General features: G+C 47.6%; 15 protein-coding genes and 1 tRNA gene. 12 read left to right on the top strand and 4 right to left on the bottom strand.

What is annotated here, in order from left to right; genetic code table 11:
- Window positions 1-800: 800 nt before the first annotated feature.
- The 3 genes from H503_RS0108105 to H503_RS0108095 are packed head-to-tail and all read right to left on the bottom strand — an operon-like array spanning window position 801 to window position 4317.
- Window positions 801-2753: a TRAP transporter permease gene (locus H503_RS0108105; protein WP_021736852.1), complete on the bottom strand. Its 1953-nt coding sequence runs from the start codon at window positions 2751-2753 to the stop codon at window positions 801-803.
- A gap of 26 nt (window positions 2754-2779) precedes the next feature.
- Window positions 2780-3322: a DUF1850 domain-containing protein gene (locus H503_RS0108100; protein ID WP_016459763.1), complete on the bottom strand. Its 543-nt coding sequence runs from the start codon at window positions 3320-3322 to the stop codon at window positions 2780-2782.
- A gap of 20 nt (window positions 3323-3342) precedes the next feature.
- Window positions 3343-4317, bottom strand: a complete 975-nt coding sequence (locus tag H503_RS0108095; protein ID WP_009015120.1) for a TAXI family TRAP transporter solute-binding subunit — start codon at window positions 4315-4317, stop codon at window positions 3343-3345.
- Between the two features lie 801 nt (window positions 4318-5118).
- Here H503_RS0108095 and H503_RS0108090 point away from each other — a divergent pair.
- The 11 genes from H503_RS0108090 to H503_RS0108035 all read left to right on the top strand — a co-directional run bounded on the left by H503_RS0108090 (window position 5119) and on the right by H503_RS0108035 (window position 18778).
- Window positions 5119-6723, top strand: coding sequence for a Na/Pi cotransporter family protein (locus tag H503_RS0108090; protein ID WP_021736854.1), 1605 nt, complete (start codon window positions 5119-5121; stop codon window positions 6721-6723).
- Window positions 6724-7052: 329 nt separating this feature from the next.
- Window positions 7053-9326: an adenosylcobalamin-dependent ribonucleoside-diphosphate reductase gene (locus tag H503_RS0108080; RefSeq protein ID WP_009015118.1), complete on the top strand. Its 2274-nt coding sequence runs from the start codon at window positions 7053-7055 to the stop codon at window positions 9324-9326.
- Window positions 9327-9389: 63 nt separating this feature from the next.
- Window positions 9390-9464: transfer RNA gene (locus tag H503_RS0108075), tRNA-Gly, on the top strand.
- 129 nt (window positions 9465-9593) lie between these two features.
- A complete protein-coding gene (locus H503_RS0108070) occupies window positions 9594-11438 on the top strand; it encodes an LTA synthase family protein (protein WP_226828490.1) in 1845 nt (614 codons plus the stop codon).
- Window positions 11439-11582: 144 nt separating this feature from the next.
- Window positions 11583-12518, top strand: coding sequence for a glycosyltransferase family 8 protein (locus H503_RS0108065; protein ID WP_009015116.1), 936 nt, complete (start codon window positions 11583-11585; stop codon window positions 12516-12518).
- A 63-nt stretch (window positions 12519-12581) separates the two neighbouring features.
- A complete protein-coding gene (locus tag H503_RS0108060) occupies window positions 12582-13769 on the top strand; it encodes an O-antigen ligase family protein (RefSeq protein WP_016459762.1) in 1188 nt (395 codons plus the stop codon).
- Entirely contained in the window at window positions 13766-14443 is a 678-nt protein-coding gene (locus H503_RS0108055; protein WP_016459761.1) for a glycosyltransferase family 25 protein, read from the top strand. The genes H503_RS0108060 and H503_RS0108055 overlap by 4 nt, the downstream gene beginning before the upstream one ends.
- An 84-nt stretch (window positions 14444-14527) precedes the next feature.
- Window positions 14528-15619, top strand: coding sequence for a glycosyltransferase family 9 protein (locus H503_RS0108050; RefSeq protein WP_009015643.1), 1092 nt, complete (start codon window positions 14528-14530; stop codon window positions 15617-15619).
- A complete protein-coding gene (locus H503_RS0108045) occupies window positions 15616-16632 on the top strand; it encodes a glycosyltransferase family 8 protein (RefSeq protein ID WP_009015642.1) in 1017 nt (338 codons plus the stop codon). Before H503_RS0108050 ends, H503_RS0108045 begins: the two co-directional genes overlap by 4 nt.
- Before the next feature lie 19 nt (window positions 16633-16651).
- Complete coding sequence (locus H503_RS0108040; RefSeq protein WP_009015641.1) at window positions 16652-17485, top strand: carbon-nitrogen hydrolase family protein; 834 nt, start codon at window positions 16652-16654, stop codon at window positions 17483-17485.
- Between the two features lie 291 nt (window positions 17486-17776).
- A complete protein-coding gene (locus H503_RS0108035) occupies window positions 17777-18778 on the top strand; it encodes an NAD-dependent epimerase/dehydratase family protein (protein WP_009015640.1) in 1002 nt (333 codons plus the stop codon).
- Window positions 18779-18890: 112 nt separating this feature from the next.
- Here H503_RS0108035 and H503_RS13030 read toward each other — a convergent pair whose 3' ends face one another.
- Window positions 18891-19925: a phosphoethanolamine transferase gene (locus tag H503_RS13030; RefSeq protein ID WP_259779305.1), complete on the bottom strand. Its 1035-nt coding sequence runs from the start codon at window positions 19923-19925 to the stop codon at window positions 18891-18893.
- 869 nt (window positions 19926-20794) lie between these two features.
- Here H503_RS13030 and H503_RS0108025 point away from each other — a divergent pair.
- Window positions 20795-21086: transposase (locus H503_RS0108025; protein WP_026385588.1), on the top strand; the 292-nt coding region annotated here is incomplete at its 3' end.

The raw sequence follows: 21086 nt of genomic DNA, 5'->3' as shown, positions 1-21086 counted from the left end.
TTAACCCTTACAGCCGCACAAGTATAAATCCATTGCGGCTGCAGAAGTAAAGGAACCGTTTTCGTGTAAGAAGGTGTTGCAAACATTTTTTCTTAGTAGGATTGTAAATCGCATGATAGCATGCCCTTTCGGTGGTGGATGAGGAGCGCAGCGACGTTTCCTTACGAACGGTAGTGAGGACCATTCGCCCGAAGTTTCGAAGGACGCTTTTGGAGCGATAGCGGAAGTCCGAGAAACCTGTTTGAGGGCGAAATTAATTCGGCGCCCACGACCGAAGGGAGACAGTTTGGCGCCGGCCTTACGGTCTTTTCCCTCACAATTTTTTTGTCCCATTTGCTTTTTTCAAATATGGCCTAGACGTAGTCAGATGCTAGGAGCACCCGGCCTCATCGACGACGGCATACGGTTTGTGTATGTCGAGGCGATTGAGGTCGTGGGCGACAACGCAGATGGCTGCGTCTAGGTCCATAGGCTGATAAAAGCTTCTTGCCTGATAAGCTGGGCGCTGGAGGTGACGACACGAGGTTAGGAGGGAAAGCGCCCAGGCGTAAGGTATCCCCCAATCAGAAACGAAACAAACTACGAATCGTCATGCTACCATTGCATCATAAAAATGAGAAATTGAGCAATGGTGGCACGCTTTTTTGGAGTATCGGCGCGATTTGTGCGCCGACTCCTCCAACCTTTCCAAAGAGAAAACACCCCTTACCCGCGGCAATGGGTAAGGGGTGTTTCCCGTAAGAAGAGAAGCGAACGAGGAAAACTATGATCCATAGCATTCCTTTTCGACAGTACGCAAATCAGTCTCCTACATTTGGCAGCGGGCCACCCGGATTCTTTTTCTGCCAGAGATAGCAGAGGACGAGGATGCCGATGCCGGCGATATCGGTCATACTGCCAGGAATGATGAGGCACAGGCCGCCAATAAAGAAGGCGATACGCTGCAGTGCGGTCAGGGGATGCTGGCAGAATCCAATCATGGCCAGTGACAGGCCCCACATGCCGATAATAGCTGTGACCATGGCCATCAGGATCATGGGTACCGTGGCATTGATCATGAGGAGCTGCGGTGCCAATACGAAAATGTAGGGCACGACGAAGGCGGCAATGGCCAGTTTTGCTGCCGTAACGCCTGTTTTCATGGGGTTGGAGCCAGCAATCCCGGATCCGGCATAAGCAGCTAAGGCAACTGGCGGCGTAACGTCTGCGACGATCCCAAAGTAGAAGGCAAACATATGGGCCGCAAGAACCGGAACCTTCATCTGAACGAGGGCTGGGGCTGCAATTGTCGAGGTGATGACGTAGTTTGCCGTCGTCGGAACGCCCATGCCGAGGATCAGGGAGGTAATCATCGTAAAGAACATGGCCGGAATCATCTTGCCTTGAGCAAGGTCAAGCAGAGCCGTAGCAAGTTTTAGGCCGACGCCGGTCTTTGTGACGACGCCGATGATGATGCCTGCCGAAGCGCAGGCAATGAGGACACCCAGTACGGATTGGGACCCTTCAACCAGGCCATTTATAAACTGTGCAAAGGTAATGCGCGTATTCTTTCTCATGCAGGCACAGACAATCGTCAGGCCAATGGCATAAAGGGCAGCACGCATCGGAGTATAGCCTGATACAAGCAGGTAAACGATGACAATCAGGGGAACCGCCAGATGACCTTTTTCCCGGAGTAAGGGGCCAAATTTTGGAAGCTGGTCGCGAGGCGTTCCTTTAAGGCCGTATTTCTTGGCTTCATAATGGACGCTCAGCCAAATCCCTGTGTAGTAGAGAAGGGCCGGAATGACGGCCGCTTTAACAACTTCGATGTAAGGGACACCAACAAATTCTGCCATCAAGAAGGCCGCAGCACCCATGACCGGCGGCATAAGCTGACCGCCTGTGGAGGCCGCCGCTTCAACTGCTCCGGCAAAGGAAGGACGATAGCCCAGTTTTTTCATCATGGGAATCGTAAAAGATCCGGTACCAGCAACGTTTGCTACAGACGAACCGGAAACTGTCCCCATCAGACCGCTTGACAGAACGGCAACTTTAGCCGGGCCGCCAATGGCCCAGCCTGCAAGGGCATTGGCCATATCTATGAAGAACTTGCCAAGGCCCGTGGCATCAAGATAAGCACCAAAGAGGATGAAGAGGTAGATAAAAGTGGACGATACCCCCATGGGTACACCGAAGATGCCTTCTGTCGTAAAGAAGAGGTGACTGACAAGTTCGTCAAAGCCAACGCCGCGGTGGGCGAGAATCCCCGGCATATAAGGGCCGAGGAAGGCATAGGCTACAAAGATGAGCGCAACGGTCAGCATCGGCCAGCCGACTGTGCGGCGTGTTGCTTCAAAGACCATGAGGACACCAATGATGCCCACGATGATATCTGTCTGGGTATTGAGACCCGCACGCAGGACCAGTTCCTGGTAGTTCAGGAGCAGATAGCCTGTGGTGCCAATCCCTAGAAGGGCACAAATGACATCAATGGGATTCATGGAAGAACGGGACCAGGATTTGCGTCCTGGGTAAAGGAGAAAAATCAGCGTCAAGCCAAACATCAAATGGATGGTGCGCTGCAGATGGGCGTCAAGCACCCCAAAGATTGCAGTATACAGCTGGAAACAGGCAAAGAGGATGCAAATGCCGGAAATGATATAGTGCCAGGCACCTACGGGGTTTCTCTTGTCTGATTCCTTATCATATTTTTTCATGACTTCTTCCGCAGACATTTCTTGGGGCGCTGTCTGTTTCTTTTCTTCTGTCATAGTGAGAGCCACTTCCTTTCTCCAGTTCATGATTCCATGAACCAGAAAGTATATCGTTTCATGCTGAGCACATCAACGCGTGTGCCTTGACCAAATTGATTCACAAGATCAATGGTCCTGTTTCCATAGGTGACGCTGGGGCGGGCCTCGCTGGCCGCCCGAAAGGCAATCTTTTCATAGGGCCGGTTCATGATCATCTCAAATTTACCCTCTTTTTTTAATGGTTTGAAGGCGCCGTCCGTGAGACTATAGGGAAGGCCAACTCCATAAGATTCATAGATGGTGTGGGTCATGGTCATGTTATGGGGCCCATTGATCCGGAAGTATTCATAGCAGGGGGTCTGTTGGACCGAATGCTTATAATGGTAAACCCATTCGTCTCCTTCGTTGACGGAAAAGACTACAGGCGCTGCACCGTCAGAAGGTTTCAGGACGAGGATGAGCCTTGTTGCGTACCATGAGAAGGAGACTCCTGCAAGAAGGAGAATCAAAATAATGAAAAACAGGGGTTTTTTAAAAAAAGACCGAACCCCACTGGAGGGTGGTGTCCGGTCTGTGCAATTTGCCATATGAGATCGCCGCTTTTTACTTATTTTTCATTAAAGAACTTTTCAGCACCTTTGTTCAGAGGAATGGACATGCCTTCCTTGGCCGTTTCCTTGGTGATGAGTTTTGCAACGTTGTGAGCTGCTTTCATCCGGTCAAGATTGGAATAAAGAGCTTTCACAATATCGTAGCCCAGTTCATCGCTCATCTTATCTGTAACAACGAGCATGCACTTGACCGCAACAGCTTCTACGTCAGTGTCTACATTATTGTAAGTCTTGGCAGGAATCTTGATCTTGGTGTAGTACGGATATTTTTTGATCAAGGCATCAGCCATGGCAGAATCAACGGGCAGGAGCACGACTTCATGCTGGGTAGCAAGGTCCTGGATTGCTGCCGTAGGGAATCCGGCTGTTACAAAAGCAACATCCACATTGCCGTCCTTCAAGGCAGAAGCGGCTTCCCCAAAGGAAAGGTACTGGACCTTGATGTCATCGTAGGTGATTCCGGCTGCTTCGAGGATCTGACGGGCGTTGGCTTCCGTCCCGGAGCCAGCAGCCCCAACAGCGACGCGTTTGCCCTTGATATCAGCAAATGTCTTGATGCCCGTCTTTTTTGTCGTTACAATCTGGATTGTTTCCGGATAAAGGGTGGCAAGGCCTTTAAGATTCTTTACTGCTTTATCCTTGAACATTTCAACGCCATTTACGGCATAGTAGGAAATATCGTTTTGGATAAAGCCGATATCAACCTTGCCTTCTTTTAAGAGATTGACGTTTGCGACGGAAGCGCCTGTGGATTGAGCCGAAGCATTGGCGCCTTTGACATTTTTGTTAAGGATATCAGCCAAGGCCCCGCCCAAAGGATAATAGGTCCCAGACGTACCGCCTGTTGCGATGTTGATGAATTTCTTTTCACCGCCGCTGCTTTCCTTTTTGTCACCGCCGCCGCAGCCAGCAATCAGAGCGGTTGCTGCTGCCATTGCGAGGAATGCCGCTACCATTTTTTTTGCTTTCATCGTTCTCTCCTCCATCCATACAGTGTAATAAAAAAACAGACCAACGAAAACACCGAACAATAGAAAAAGTCTTTCCGTGCCTTGTTCGTTATGAATAGTGTAACCTTTATGTTACAAAAAGTCAAGAATAAGACAGCATAGTTGTTATGTAACATATGAGACTGTTTTTGTATAGTGGAGTTTGCATACAATGTGCAAAACAGAAACTGAATCAGGGATTCCCGTCATAAAAATGGGACGTTAGGTGGATAAAAAGAAGCCTTTTAAGCAAAAAAAACTTTAATTAAGAATTAATATTGGTAGTAAGAATCTATTTTTTCCTAGTTTTAATGGGAAGAATCAAGGCATTGATCTGATTTCTGATAACGAGCTCATCCTTTTTGTAATCATAGAAAAAAGCAAGGATATGACAGAAATACAAAAGAAATACAATCCAAAGTAAAATCTTTTATATAAACACAAAAGTCTTTTAATAATAGACTTAAACAGAGAAAAAAATAAAAAAGATTTTTGGAACCAAATTTAAGCTTAAAAATGATAATTTAGAGATAGCAAATAATGTTCGATATATTTCGAACGATAATTTTATTTCATGAAAAATATATGACTATTTGATGAAACGTACTTTTTTTTTGCTGCCATTAGGACGTGTAAAATCCGCGTAAAAATAGGAGGAATCAGGTCAGTTCCCATAGCTTGATGGAAAAAGTTGTGGTAAAATCATGTAATAGACAAGTAAATAATTTGTAATGAAATGGTAGACCGCATCCAGTATGATCTATGTTAACGGGGGAGATTACCTTGCTTCAATTTTTCTTGTTCCTTGGTGGGATTTCGCTCTTTCTTTACGGTATGCAGCTCATGGGCGACGGCCTGCAGGCTGCTGCCGGCAGTAAGCTCCAGCGGATTTTAGGGGCACTGACGAAGCGCACGATTTATGGTGTTGCCTTAGGTGCCGGCGTCACAAGCATTTTACAGTCTTCGAGCGCAACAACGGTCATGACCGTGGGGCTTGTCAACGCAGGTCTCATGAACCTGCAGCAAGCCTTTGGGATTGTCATGGGGGCCAATATTGGGACAACCATTACGGCTCAGCTCATTGCGTTCAAGCTGACAGATTATATCACTTTGCTCCTTGCCATCGGCTTTTTGATCCGTACAGTGGCAAAGAAACGACAAATGAAAGATATTGGCCAAGTACTCATGGGGTTTGGTATCCTCATGTTAGGGATGGCGATGATGAGCAATTCCGTGGCTCCCCTGCGTCATAATACGGCCGTTGTGGAATTTATCGGCCGCTTCTCCACACACCCCATCCTGGGCCTTTTGGTTGGTCTATGTATGACAGTTGTCATCCAGTCCTCTTCAGCAACGGTCGGTATCCTGATGGCCATGGCCGGTCAAGGTCTTATCCCGCTGGAAGGGGCTGTCCCTGTCTTGCTGGGGGATAACATCGGGACGTGTATTACCGCCGTTTTGGCAACCCTGCAGGCCAACATCAATGCAAAACGTGTGGCCCTTTCCCATGTGCTCTTCAATTTAATCGGGAGTATCATCGCCATTGCTTTATTGAGCCAGTTTTTGGCTTTGGTCTTGAAGATTTCTCCAGCGGGAAATATCTCCCGACAGATTGCAAACGCCCATACAGTATTTAACGTTGTAAATACCATTCTTTTCCTGCCTTTTGCGGGACAGTTCACGAAACTCATTGAAAAGATCATGCCCAATAAAAATGGCGAGATCTCCTACCAGCCCAAGTTCCTCAATGAAAGCATGCTCGATACACCGGCCATTGCTTTAAGCCTTGCAAGAAAAGAAGTGAGCCGTATGGGAAGCCTTGCCTTGGGCAATACCAAACGGGCTTTCAGCTGTATCAATCAGTATGATTCCAAAAAGGTCAAGTATATTAAGGAACATGAACCGGTCATTGACAACTTGGAAGAAGCCATTACGGTCTATTTGACAAAGATGTCGGAAAAGAACCTCAGCGTGGAACTGACCAATATCCATACAGGTCTGCTTCACTGCTGCATGGATTTGGAGCGTATTGGAGATCATGCCGAAACCATTGCCAAGCGAGTCAAGTCCATGAATGAAGACGGAATTTCATTTTCTCCGGAAGCTGCGGAAGAGATGAAGGAAATCGGGGACATGGTCATACGGACCACGGCGGATGCCCTTCAGGCCCTGGAAGATAATGATGTAAATCTTGCCAAGACGGCACTTGCCCGTTCCCATGAAGTCCGGAAAAAGGAAAAAGCCATGCGCCGCTCCCATGTGGACCGACTTAATCGTGGCGTTTGTACGCCGGAAACGGGGTTTGTCATGCTGGAACTCTTGCTTAATATGAAACGTGTTTCCGATCACGCCCAAAATCTGTGCGAAATCGTGCTGGGTGAGTTCTGATTCTTATTTGAATGAAACCGTGCTGTGAAGGATGATGCTTCATGGCACGGTTTTCCCTTTCCCAAAAACTATATGCCTGCAGGGCTTTATTCTTGTGCTGCAGGCGATTTCTTTCATTGATCATCTTACAAGAAAGGAAGAACGGAGGTATTTACCGGCTAACCAAAATGAGAAAAAATGGTCCAATCCATCTTGACAAGGTTTTGGAAAATGCTTTCTTGACGGGAGCTGGACTTCCTGCTACGATAAATACCGTATAAATAAAAAAACACTATATATAGTGAGTAATTGAAAACCGAACAACAAGATATTGAAAAGGGGAGACGATTATGGAAGTTCAGGAATGGCTTGGCGCAGATAATCAGCTGGGTCTTGATATTTGGCAAAACAAGTACCGCGATGACAGTGAAACTTTTGATGCCTGGCTGGACAGGGTAAGCGGCGGTGATGAGCAAGTCCGGGAATTGATCAAGGAACAAAAATTCCTCTTTGGAGGACGCATCCTGGCTAACCGAGGCCTTGAAAACAAGGGAAAGAAGATTACCCTTTCCAATTGTTATGTGGTAGAACCGCCGGAAGACAGCATTGAGAGCATCTTTGACAGGGCAGGGAAACTGGCTCGGACCTATAGTTACGGTGGGGGCTGTGGCATTGATATATCAAAATTGAGCCCTAAAGGAGCCCATATCAACAACGCGGCCAAGCAGACGAGCGGTTCCATTTCCTTCATGACCCTTTATTCCCTTGTAACAGAGCTGATTGGGCAAAATGGGCGCCGTGGAGCCCTCATGATTTCCATTGATTGTTCCCATCCTGATGTTGTTGACTTCATTAAATTGAAGACAGACCTGGATAAAGTGACAAAAGCCAATATTTCCGTTCGGATCAGTGGCGACTTCATGGAGGCCGTGAAAGAAAACCGCAAGTTCCGCCTTCATTATACGCGCAAAGAAACGGGCGAGACCATCGAGTCCTTGGTAGATGCGGCGGAGGTCTTCCATCTTCTTGCGGAGACGAACTGGGATTACGCGGAACCGGGTGCGCTCTTCTGGGACCGGATTACAAGCTGGAACCTATTGTCCAACACTAAATCCTTCCAGTTTGCCGGTGTCAATCCCTGTGCGGAAGAACCCCTTCCAGCAGGCGGTTCCTGTCTTCTTGGCAGCATGAACCTTGCGGAATTTGTCAAGGACCCATTCACGGAAGAGGCTTCTTTTGATCAGGAAGGATTCAAGCAAGCAATCCATGTGGCTGTCCGAGCCTTGAATGATGTACTTGAAGAGGGGCTCCCGCTCCATCCCTTGGAAGAACAGCGGGAAAGTGTTGCCAAATGGCGCCAGATTGGCCTTGGCATTATGGGCCTTGGTGATATGCTCCTTAAAATGGGCCTGACCTACGGCAGTAAGGAAGCGGTTGATTTTTGTCATACCTTGGGCTTTACTATGGCAGATACGGCCATTGCTTCTTCTGCCCTTCTTGCCAAAGAGCGCGGCTCTTATGAGCAGTTTTGCGCAGAAGAAGTGATGGAAACCCCTTATTTCAAAGCCAATACGACGGAAGAAACCGTACAGCTTGTGAAATCATATGGCCTTCGCAATTCCCAGCTTCTGACCATTGCGCCGACGGGAACCCTTTCAACGATGCTGGGTATTTCCGGCGGCATTGAGCCGATTTATGCAAACTATTATGAGCGTAAAACAGAATCCCTTCATGCGGCCGATGTCTATTACAAGGTCTATACGCCCATTGTGGAACGCTATATGAAGCAGCATGATCTCAAGGATGACTCCCAGCTGCCTTCTTATTTCGTCACGGCTATGACCCTTCCCTATGAGGATCGTATCGCCATGCAGGCCGCTTTCCAGCAGCATATTGACGCTTCAATCAGTTCAACTGTCAATGTCCCCAACAGCTTTACTGTTGAAGATACGGAACATCTTTACCTGCTTGCCTATGAAAGCGGCTGCAAGGGTGTCACCATTTTCCGTGATGGCTGCAAGCGTGCCGGTATCCTCACGACGCATGTGGAAGATCATAAAAAAGAGGCCCCCATTGCAGGGGAAGGCCTTGCCCGCGGAGAAATCGTTGCCATTGATGACCATGTCATCGGCAAGAAACGAAAACTGATCACTGGCTGCGGCAGTTTGCACTGCATGGCCTTTTTTGATCCAGAAACAGGAGCCCTTCTGGAAACCTACTTGAGCAAAGGATCCACCGGCGGCTGCAACAATTTCATGATTGGTTTGTCCCGGATGATTTCCATTGCGGCCCGTGCTGGTATTGATATCTATACCATCATTGATCAGCTCAATTCCACGGGCAACTGCCCCAGTTATGCCGTGCGGCGGATCACAAGAGGGGATACAAGCCGTGGGTCATGCTGTCCCTTGGCGGTTGGTAATGCGCTCCTTGATATGTATAACGAAGTACAGCAGGAACTGACAGGCAAAACTGCCCCTCAGATTCCCACCAAAGAAGTGAAAAAAGCCGTCACCAAAAAAGTACGGGCGGAAGATATTTTTTGCCCTCAATGCGGGGAACCCCTTGTCTTTGAAGGAGGCTGCAATACCTGTAAGAACTGTGGATGGAGTAAGTGCTACTAAAGCCGTGCCGCAGTAAAAACATCCTTGACGGAACCGCTGCCATCTGGTATAATTCTCTTCGTTGCGGAAGTAGCTCAGTGGTAGAGCATCACCTTGCCAAGGTGGGGGTCGCGAGTTCGAATCTCGTTTTCCGCTCCAATGAAACGCTCATCCCGCAGTTTGTGACTGCGGGATTTTTTCTTTATTTTTGAAAGGAACGATATGCACCGTTTTCTTACCCTTTTGCAAAAAGATCTGCGATATTTTCTCTATTTGGAAGGGCTCCTCATGCTTTTCCGAGTGGCTTTTCTCGTTCTTTTCCGCAGCCAGCTGAATGCGGTTTCCGCTTCAGAAATCCTCTATGCCCTTTATCTTGGCTTTCGCATCAGTCTTAAGACGACGGTCCTTCTTGTGGGGCTTCCTTTTCTTTTGGCAACCGTACCGGGAAGCTTCTCTTCCCGCTATCCGGAAAAAGCCGTGAGGACCCTCCTTACAGGCCTTTCCCTCTTTGTCATGACCTTTCTTTTTGTGGCGCGCATTCCCTACTATGCCATTTTCCAGGAAACATACAACATCATGCTCTTTAACGGCATGAAAGATGATATGCATGCCATTTGGGATACAGCCGTAAAAGAATATCAGCTTTTCCCGCGCCTTGTGGGTGTCCTCCTTCTATCGGCCCTTGTCATCCATCTTTGGCATCGGCTGCAGGAACGAAAGGGCATTGCGCCTCAGCGCCGCGTCAAGGCCCTTTTTGCTGGTGCGCTGCTTTTCATCCCTATTTTTGCCATCTTCTGCCGCTTTGGCGGCGGCTTTCATTCCGATGATGGAATCCACTGGGAAAGCGCAGCCCGCACCAAATCGAAACTCCTCAATGAAGCCATCCTCGATGATGGACAGGCCCTGTACCGCGCCTATGCCACCCATAAACGGGCGACGGAAAAAGTTCTGCGCCCCCTTACGGTGGAGGAAGTGCGGGCGGCCATTTGGCTTCTTGGCGGCAATGGGAACGCGGCGACCATCGATGAAGCCTTTACGCGCACCAAAAAGACGGCAGCCCGCGTCAAGCGGCCCCGCCATGTCGTGGTCATCTTAGGGGAAAACTATGCCCTCTGGCCCCTTTTGCCTTCCTATGAGGATATGAACCTTGCCTCAACGGGGAAATTCCTTGAAGCGCACGGGGCCCATACGTACCAGTTCCTCGCAAACAGTACGGGGACCATGACGAGCCTCAATGGATTCGTTACAGGCCTTCCCGATGTTGGCCTTTACGTCAACTATATCATGGGAAAGAACGGGGATCCCGTCGACGGCCTCGGCATCGGCGCCGTCATGAAGAAGATGGGCTACCGGACCCAGTTCTGGTATGGCGGCCTGCGCAGCTGGCAGGATATTGAAAAATTTACGCGCCGCGAAGGCTTTGATGAATTCCACTGTGCCGACGAATTCTCCGGCCTTGGAGAAAGCTCTTCCTGGGGGATTGCCGACGGCCCCTTCTTTGAGGAAGTGCTGAAGGCCATGCAAAAAGATGAGGAAGATACCTTTTACTTCATCCTTACAACGAGCAACCATCCGCCCTTTGCTTTTGATGTGGACAGCAAGGGATTTTCCCGGGACCGTGTAGCTAAAAAGCGGGGACCTGCCATTCCCAAGGACAAGAAGACTTTGGACCAGCTGGGCCATATCTGGTATGCCGACGACGTGATGGGAAAATTCATCAAAGCCGCCGAAGCCTATGACCCATCCACCCTTTTTGTCGTTACAGGCGATCACGCGGAGCGCTTCAATTTCAGCAACGATGTTTCCTTATGGGAAAAAAGCGGCATTCCCTGCTTCTTCTATGGCGCTGGCATTCCTACGGACCTCTTTGCCAAAGACGCCGCCGGCAGCCATCTCCAGATTGCGCCGACCTTGGCAGAACTCATCCTGCCCCAAGGAGAGACCTATGAATCCCTGCTTCCCTCCCTTTTTGATTCCCGGCGAGCCTTCAACCATCGCCTTTATATTGAGAATGGACAAATCGGCGAAGAAAAGGACCTCAAAGATAAGGAATTCAAGGCAGAAATCGAAGCGGCCCGGACCATTGCCATTTGGAGAATCAAAAATGGCAATGCGATTAGGTCAATCGAATAAACGGCGGTATAAGTCTATTTTAGGAAGATAACCGTCGAATGCACAAGGGAGGCGGCAGGAATTCCTGCCGCCTCCCTTGTGCTCCTGCCATTTCCATTGTATGATAAGGAGTATGTGAAGTGTCAGACGACAGGAGAGTAGATTATGGACGAAATTGCCATTGTCCTTGCTTGTGATGATCGCTATGCCCAGCACGCAGCCGTTGCAGCAGCTTCTATGCTGCTTTGCCATACAGATTCCAGGCCCCTTCATTTTTATCTCTTTGATGATGGAATCACCGGTGTAAAAAAAGAGATGGTGGAGCGCACCATCAAGGACCTCAAAGGTCTTGTGACTTTTATTGATACAAAGGGCATTGCCGTAGATGCCTACACAAGCGGTCATATCCATAAGGCGGCTTACCTTCGCCTTCTTATTGCAAAACTTTTGCCCTTAGCGGTTGCAAAGGCCCTTTATTTTGATACGGATCTTGTGGTAAAGGATGATGTGGCAAAGCTGTGGGACTTTCCTCTTGACGGTCATCCTATTGGTGCCGTCAAGGATTTTGGTATCATGGCTTCATCAAGGATGCGCCGCCAAAAAGCGGAATCTTTAGGCCTGCCCTTGGGCGCTCCTTATTTTAATTCGGGCGTTATGATCATGGATCTTGCTGCCTTTCGGAAAGAAGGCTATGGGGAGAAGGTCCTGCAATGCGTCACGAGCCATGCCTACCGCCATCACGACCAAGATGGGCTCAATAAAGTCTTTATGGGGAATTGGTCTATTTTGCCCCTTCGCTGGAATGTCATTCCTCCTGTTTTTGGCATGCCCCTAAAGGTCCTCAAAAAAGGGGCTTTGCGGCTTGAAGCAATCGAGGCCCTGCAAAACCCGGCCGTCATCCACTGGGCAGGGCGCTATAAACCGTGGGAATTTCAGATATCGGAGCATTTTAACCGTGCCTATTACGACGTCCTCAAAAAGACGGCTTTTTGCGACGCACCCATGCCACAGCCCGGGGATATGACGGGGAAATCCCTGTGGCGTCAGGAAATGCGGATTCGTTTGGGAAAAATCTGGACACGGCTTCTGGGGAAAAAATAAGGCGACAACCTAACGCGAAAATCGCTCCCAACGAAAGGAATTTGAATCAAGAGGAGTATGATGATGAAAAAGAAGTTAAGTGGGTACTCGCTTACAGCGCTGACCCTTGCCATGTGCACGCAGCGCATGTCCATTGCGGTGGGGAATATTTTCTATGGTCTTGCCATTGTACTGTTTCTCGTTGATGTTATCGAGCGCAGGCGCCGCGGGGAAACCTTTCATTTGGCGCCGCACGTAAAGCACTATTTTTGGGCCTATGCCTTTTTTGCCCTGACCCTGTTGCCGTCGGCCCTTTTGAGCCCTGATGTGAGTTTTTCCTTTGGGAAATATCTCAATTCCATAGTGGGCCGCATTGTTGTCCTTCCTATGCTGCTCTTTCTCGATGTCGATGAAAAAGCCATCAAAAAGGCGCTTCTCTGTTTCATTGCTTTTATTGCCTTTGATGGACTCTGTACTTTTGGTGAACGGCTCATTACGGGAGCTGACCGTGCCCATGGCTTGGGGGATGGGTGGCTGCGTCATGCTAGTATTGTTGCTACCGTTTTTCCTGCAAGCATTATCCTTTGGCTGCAAAAGGCGGAAAAGATTTCCCACAGGAATGGGCTTCTAGTGGCAGCCGTTCTCATTGTCCTAGGCGCCATTGGCAGCGGCACAAGAAGCTCTTGGGTGGGCATTTTCGTATCTGTGATTCTTGTGACCGCAGAGAGTTTGCGGGAACGAAATTCAAGGATTGTCGCGGTCCTTTTGGCATTAAGCTGCTCTTTTGCCGTGATTGCCGCAAGTCCCGCCCTTTCCCAACGGTTTTTTTCTATTTCGAATGTAACGACCGATCGGTCCAATGGAGACCGAATCGAAGCATGGAAGAAAGCGGCTGTCATGATTCAGGATAAACCGGTCTTTGGTTTTGGCATCCTCCAAGGGGGGAAGGCCTATCTGGCCCATTACCGCACCAAGGCTGATACGCAGGGCTTGCATCATTTTCATAACATTTATGTCCAAACGGCCGTGGACAGCGGTCTTGTCGGCCTTATGGGACTTGCTTCCTGGATCCTTTCCTCCTTTTATCTTTTTCGTCATGTGGAAAATCCCTATGCGTTTGCAGGATTTTGTGCTTGGATAGGATTTTGCACAGTGGGGATGTTTGATTACACGCTGGGTATGTCTGCTGCTGTAAAGACCCTTCTTTTCATGACAGGATGCTGCTTACGATTGGAAACTTCCTTAGGCAATAAGGAGGAGAAGACGTTATGATTTTTAATCATTCCATTATCAATGCAGCAAAAGCGGCAGAAAGAAGCGAGAGTGTTTCCCGCAATTTTCATGACCTTGGAATTGAACCAAACTTTTTTGAAGCCATTATGGGAAATGAACTCAATGAAACCCAGTTAAAGGAATGCCGCGGGGATAACGGTCTTCTTACTATTGGAGAAGTTGGGTGCGTTTTATCCCATTTAAAGGTGTGCAAAGATTTTTTATCAACGAATGCACCTTATTGGACTATTTTTGAAGATGATATTCATCTATCTAATGAATTTTTAGATGCTTATCCGAGAATTGAATCGTTTATGAATTCTCAGATAGAACCTAGCGTCTTGCTCCTAAGAAGAAATAATGGCAAAGGAAAAGTTGTGTACCCATTAGGTGGTAATCATCATGTTCTTCATATGCTAGCAGGTACAATGGCATGCGGGTATATTATCAATCGAAAGGCTGCTGAGAATCTGGTGAAGGCATTAATTCCTGTAAGAATAGAATATGATGCTTGGGCCATTTATCAACAACTGGGATACATAAAATTATATAGTACAGATTTCAATTACGTTGAACTCAATCCTACTATGTCTTCTAATTCTATAATTGATCAAATGGAAAAACGTTATGACGATAGTTGTCAATTTCCAAAAAAATTAAAGATGGAAATGTAAAGGCCTTATACAATCAAAATAGTCCATCGCAAAAAATTATACTCCAATTGAAGCGTGTAGTACGGCACTTACAAGAGTTATATTATGATGAATATAGACACTAAGCCACGTAATAGAATAAAAAAGATTTTTCTTGACGGTATCATGCATCTGGGTGATGTCATTACAGCAGCGTCTGTGATTCCCGTTCTCAAGGAACAGTATCCTCATAGTGAAATCCACTACTTGGTGAAAGATTCCGTCGCTCTGCCTGCCTCTTTGATCTGTGGTGTCGATCGTGTTATTCCTTATACCTATCAAAGCGGCGGAGGGGCCTTGGATGTAATCCGAATGGGGAAAAAGTTGTCCCAAGAGGGCTATGATTTGGGGATTTCCCTCGATCCTAGGGAGCGGGTTACCCTCATGAAATGGATTGCTCGCATTCCCCTTCGGCTCAGTATGGAGCGTGCCTTAGGCTGGGAACTGGGTTGGGAAAAGTGGTTTTATACCCAGGACCTTTCTTATCGAGCGTCTTGGGATTATAAAAATCACCGCATGGGAGAAAGCTATCAGCGTCTCATGCGGGATTATTTTGGTGATGAATCACAGGAATTCATTCCTCCTGCCCTTGTCCCATCAGCCTCAAAGGATCTTGCCGCCGCTGATGCCCTGCTTGCTGGATGTTCTGCCAAGGGACCAAAGGTGCTTTTTTGCGTGGAGACGACCGCAAAGGCAAAGGACTGGCGGGCTGAAAAATTCGCCGCCCTTGCTGACTGGCTCATCACGAGCTATGATGCGTCCGTCATCATAACGGGCATTGAAGCGCATCGTCCTAAGATGGACGCCATCAAAAACCGGATGAAGCATCCCGAAAGCATCATCGATACCCTGGGAAAAACGACCTTTCCCGCTTTGGTGGCGCTTATGAGACGGGCCGACTGCGCCATTACCCTCGATACGGGCACAACCCATATTGCCGCCGCGGCAGGGTGTCCCGTCCTGACAATTTTTACCTTTAACTCCCCTGAGATCTATCAGGGATGTGGGGAACGAACTTGGGCTGTCAGCGGTCATGTTCCCTGTTCGGGAAAGCATGTTTGCATCGGACCCAAGAAATGTCCAAAGAACCTTTGCGAAGAAAGTGTGACCTTATCTATGGTCCAAGAGACTGTGAAGGAGATGCTTGAATCCCTATGAAAACGTTTGAAGACGGTTACTTTGTCCCCGCCCGTTTCCTAAAAGGGGTGGAGACCTTTTCAAAAAACGCGGAAAAGACGGACAAAGCGCCCTTGCACGTTGCCTATAACGTCAATGACGGCTATTTTCAGATCATGGGCGCAAGCCTTGTCAGTGTCCTTGAAAATAATGCCCATCGTGCGGTGATGTTTCACATCTTTACTGATGGGTACAGCAAGGAAAATGCCCAAAAGATGGAGCAGCTGGCTGACCGCTATGGCTGCGTCATCAAGCTCTATACCCTTCATATGGAGCCCTTTGCTGATTTTCATGTCAAAGTGGAGCGTTTTTCCCGGATTACTTATGGAAGGATTGTGATGCCCCTCATCCTTGCTGCAGAAACGGACCATTTTCTCTATCTTGATGCCGATACTATGGTCATCCGGCCCCTTGACGAGCTCTATCATTGGGACCTTACGGGAAAAGCTATGGGGGCTGTTTCAGAACGGATGCCCGATGCCAAGCGCCGTGGTGACTATCTTCATCTTAATAATGGCCGTTACTTTAATGACGGAGTCATGATGGTGAATATCCCAGAGTGGCAGAAACAAAACATTACGGAAAAGGCCTTTTCCCTACAGAAGGAACCAAAAGAACGTTTTTTGGGTCAAAGCCAGGATATCCTCAACATTGTCTTTGATGGGACAAATGCTTTTTTGCCGTCTATTTACAATGAATTTGGCGGTGGTGAAGATGACCCCCAGCAAAAAGGGACAATCATTCATTGGACAGGGCGGCGCAAACCATGGCAGATGGTCCTGTCCGATTATGATGCTCAGTGGCGGTCCTATAATGCGGCCTCTCCGTGGGAGACCTTGACGGCTATTTTGCCCATCCTTAAACCAGAAAACTATCATGATTTCAAGGAATGGGCAAAGTATCGCAGAAAAGAAAGCTTCCGGGATTATGTAAAGGGAATGGCTTATTACGCGATATTAAAAGGATGCTTTTTGATTTCCCGAAGGGCAAAGTAAGACCCAAGGAGGTTTTTATATGACAACGTTTCTTGTTGCTGCCATTCAAATGGATACCACATCCAATCAGGATCAGAATCTTTCTGTCGTGGCTGATTTCATTGGAGAAGCGGCCAAAAAAGGCGCCAAGCTTATCGCCCTTCCCGAGACCATGGCCTATTTGGGCCGCGATTATGCGGCCCTTTCAGAAGCGGTTCCTGGTGGGAAAACGGCAACCTATTTGAGCACCCTTGCCCGAAAATATGGCGTCTATATCGAGGGTGGGAGTCTTTACGAAAGAAATGAAAACGATCCGGCCCGCCCCTATAATACGACCTTTCTTCTAGGCCCTGATGGGGCATTCCTCGGAAAATACAGCAAGCTCCATCCCTTTGATGTGGTCCTTGATTCAGGGGTGACAAGCCGTGAATCAAGTCATGTAGCACCGGGCCATGAAATCGTGACGGTGAAGACGGCTGGTGTCGGCACTTTGGGCTTTGGCATCTGCTATGACCTGCGGTTTGGAGAGCTCTTCCGTCTTATGGCCCTTCGGGGCGCACAGATTCTGGTGCTTCCTGCGAACTTTACGGAAGCAACGGGCCGCGCCCATTGGGAAGTCCTTGTTCGGGCCCGGGCCATTGAAAATGAATGCTACGTCATTGCACCGAACCAAGTGGGAAAGAAGCCTCGCTTTACGGCCTATGGTCACTCCCTGATCGTCGATCCGCGGGGAAAGGTCCTTGCCGAAGCAGACGGGACGGAAACAGGCGTTATTTACGCACCCATCGACCTTGACCTTGTGTCGAAGGTGCGAAAGGAGACCTTTACCCTCCAAAATCGACGGGAAGATATTTATTCCCTCTGCTTGAAATAGAATCGGTAAATCCCATTTGACCAGTCTTATGGCGGTCTATGGGATTTTCTTTTGAGAAACTGGCGGCGTGTTTTTGTACAGTTTGTGTTCAATCAGGCAAGCCAGACAGCGAACACTTTTTGTGTATTTGGTGAGGTATTTGCCTGTGTGTCAAATTTTTCAAGAATTGTTTTTACCAAAACCTGAGGCTAGGTGACAGTTTGTGGAAACGGTGCTTTTTTTAGGTAGTTGTACTATAATAAAAATATAGCCATCTTTCTTGGCAATTTTGTCAGTAAAGGAGCGTTTCCTATGGATTGCAAAATAGAAGCTGTGCCGATATTCATTACGGGTGCAGCTGGCTTTATAGGGTATCACCTTGCTTTGCGGCTTCTTTCTAAGGGCTATGCCGTTCATGGCATGGATAATCTCAATGCCTATTATGAGGTGGCCTTGAAAAAGGAGCGCCTGAAGCGCCTTTCCTATTATCCTGGTTTTTCCTTTACAGAAGGGGATATCAGTGACAAGGACGCCGTGGAAGGGGTCTTTACGAAGCTGTCCCCCAAAATTGTCGTGAACCTTGCGGCTCAGGCCGGCGTCCGCTACAGCATTGATCACCCTCGGGACTACATTGATTCCAATATCGTGGGCTTTTTTACAATCTTGGAAGCTTGCCGTCATCATTCGGTGAACCATCTCGTCTATGCTTCGAGTTCCTCCGTTTATGGCAATCAAGAAAAAACCCCCTTTAGCGTCACAGACCCGGTCGACCATCCGATCAGTCTTTATGCAGCTACCAAAAAATCCAATGAACTTATGGCTTATACCTACAGTCATCTTTATGGGGTTCCTACGACAGGACTGCGTTTTTTTACGGTCTATGGTCCTTTCGGCCGGCCTGATATGGCCTATTTCAAGTTTGCCAATAAGATCATGAAAGATGAGCCCATTACCATCTATAACCATGGCGATATGTACCGTGACTTTACCTATGTAGATGATATTGTGACGGGTATCGAAAACCTGCTTCCCCATCCACCCCAAGATGGTTTTGGCGGGGACCCTTACCGAATCTATAATATTGGCAACAGCACGCCTGTAAAGCTGATGACTTTTATTGAGATCTTGGAAAAGGCACTGGGAAAAGAGGCCCAAAAGGAATACCTTCCTATGCAGCCCGGTGACGTGTACCAGACCTTTGCAGATGTATCGGCCCTTGAAAAGGATTTTGGCTTTAAACCGACGACGACAATTGAAGAAGGACTCAAGAAATTTGCCCAGTGGTATAAAGCGTATTACCATTGGACTGCATAGTGCCTACTCAATAAAGGAATCTGTCGATAAGAACCCATTCCTGGCGAGATTTGAGCCTATGAGAAGGAAATCCCCTTATTGTACGGGTGTTTGTACAATAAGGGGATTTCCTTTACTTAAAACGGGAGTGAGGATCTATTTTTTCGGAAAGACTTTTGGTTCCGTGCTGCGTTTTTACTTTCTCCCAGTTGAGCTGATAGGTTGGGGAAGCAAGATCGAATTGTCTTTCTTCGTATGGGGCATTCTGGATTCCCAGTAGGGAAATAAGCAAATTATAGGCTAGATCGTTGGTCCATGGAAGATCTTTGTGTTTTTGCAATTCTTTTTGGATTTCTGGACGATTGACAATTGCCTTAGGACTAAGATAGACCAGAAAGGGAATTCGAACCATTTGAAAGGTAAATTTATCAGGAGAATGGGCATTTCCTGATTCTGGATCTTCTCCATGGTCAGGCAGGTAAAGAAATCCTTGAAAATTGGAGTAATTATGGACTTTTTCAAAGATGCCTTGAAGGACGCTGTCGACATAGCGAACCGAATTGTCATAGCCGTCAACAAATTTTCCTCTCCCCGAAAAGAGACTGTATGACTTGGGATAACGATCTGCATACCGGGAATGACTGCCCATTAGATGGATGACAATGAAACTGGGGCGGTCTACGTTATCTGGAAGTTCTGTAATAAGTTTTCCATCAAGGTATGTGGAATCACTGGGGGATGCGCCTCTTCCATTGATCCAAGTATGATGTGCTGCGGTGGAGGAAATGATGGTAATGGGCGTGTCTGAAGCACTAAATCCTGCCTGGTTGCTGATCCAGTAGGTATCGTAGCCAGCTGCTTTCGCAAGATCGATGATGGAATAAGCTTCTTCAAGGGGAATGTGATTGTACTGATTTTTTTCGCTCAAGGCATAGGTGAGGGAAAGGATGGTTTGGCAGTAATTGGCATAGGGATAGGAAAAAATGGTTGTTCCCTTACAACCCGCCATTTTATCCATCCAAGGCGTGGTTTGTCGGTCATATCCGTATACGTGCATATGATCACGGGATGCTGATTCTCCAATGACAAGGACATAGGTTCCTCTGGCTTGTGAATCTATGGAAAGTGGGGGAAGCGCAGACAAGCGGTTCAGACGGATTTCTTTCATGATTTTATACTGTTCGTAGGCTTTCAGGGAGGTCCGGGCTGAAGTGATTGTGTTTGCTAGGTAGAAGATTTTTATGCGGGGAAGGGTAGACTTCATATTCAGAGCGAGTAAAGCCATTAGAATCAAAATGATGGATGGCTTTTGAACCGGTGCGGCTTTCAGCATTTTCCTCGAAAGGCTGATTACGAGTATACTGATGGCAAAGATTCCAAGTAAGGAAAGTGCCCAGAGAAATAATGGCTGTTCCTTCAGGTAGGACAGTGCTTCTCCTGGATTTGTCTGGAAAACTGCCAATATGAGATCAGCCGACAGGGCATGCCCTCCACTTACGATTCCATATCCAATCCCTAATAACGGAACGCTTGCCGTCAGCCATAATCCGCCATAATAGATGGCGCGACAGCACACGCGGAGAAGGGGCTGTTTTATGGAATTGGATAAGAGTCCCCATGAAGAAAAAAAGGCAAATAAGGTTGTACCCCATTCGATTGCTTCAGAGGCAGAAAGCCCATTGTTACTGAAGTCTTGAAGGGTATATATGGAAAGAAGGTATAAAAGGAAGAGTACTGAAGATGTCTTGAGATAACTTGGATCATAGTTCCATTGGGATCCAATCATAGAATAGGCAAGTGCACCATAAATGAGGATTTCATTGAATATACGCTGTTCCAATTGACCCGTAAGTCTAAGAACCAAGGAAAGAAACAAATGGAGAAAAAAGAGAATGAAAAAGGTCTTGGAAGGAGTCGGAAAGGATTTTGACATGATTAGGCCGCCTCTATTCTAAAAAATGTGAAAATAATAATCGCGGATACTTATTATTTTGAAATGTACCCTCTTTACTGGACACCCAGTAAGGAGGGTACATTTTGCGTTATACGACTGAATTTAAGCTGATGTGTGTAGAACTTTATCGTCAAGGTAAGTGGGTAAAAACACCTAAAGGAATTAAAACAGCAAATTTTCGTAACAAGATTCGTACTTGGAATCGTATCGAACAGGCTGGCGGACCGGAAGCATTGTGTCACAAAGCACATTACAAGGCATGGTCCCCAGAGGAGAAACTTGAATTGGTTTCACAAGTAAATGCCGGACAGTCAATGATGGCTGTCGCCTGTCAATATGGTATGAGCTATAGTCTTTTGTACCAATGGGTTCGTA

Origin of the sequence: Acidaminococcus intestini DSM 21505 (assembly GCF_000425045.1) — a bacterium.
In the GTDB taxonomy this organism is placed as follows: Bacteria; Bacillota; Negativicutes; order Acidaminococcales; family Acidaminococcaceae; genus Acidaminococcus; species Acidaminococcus intestini.
The sequence above is the reverse complement of the archived record's forward strand: the minus strand, read 5'-3'. Positions and strand labels throughout refer to the sequence as shown.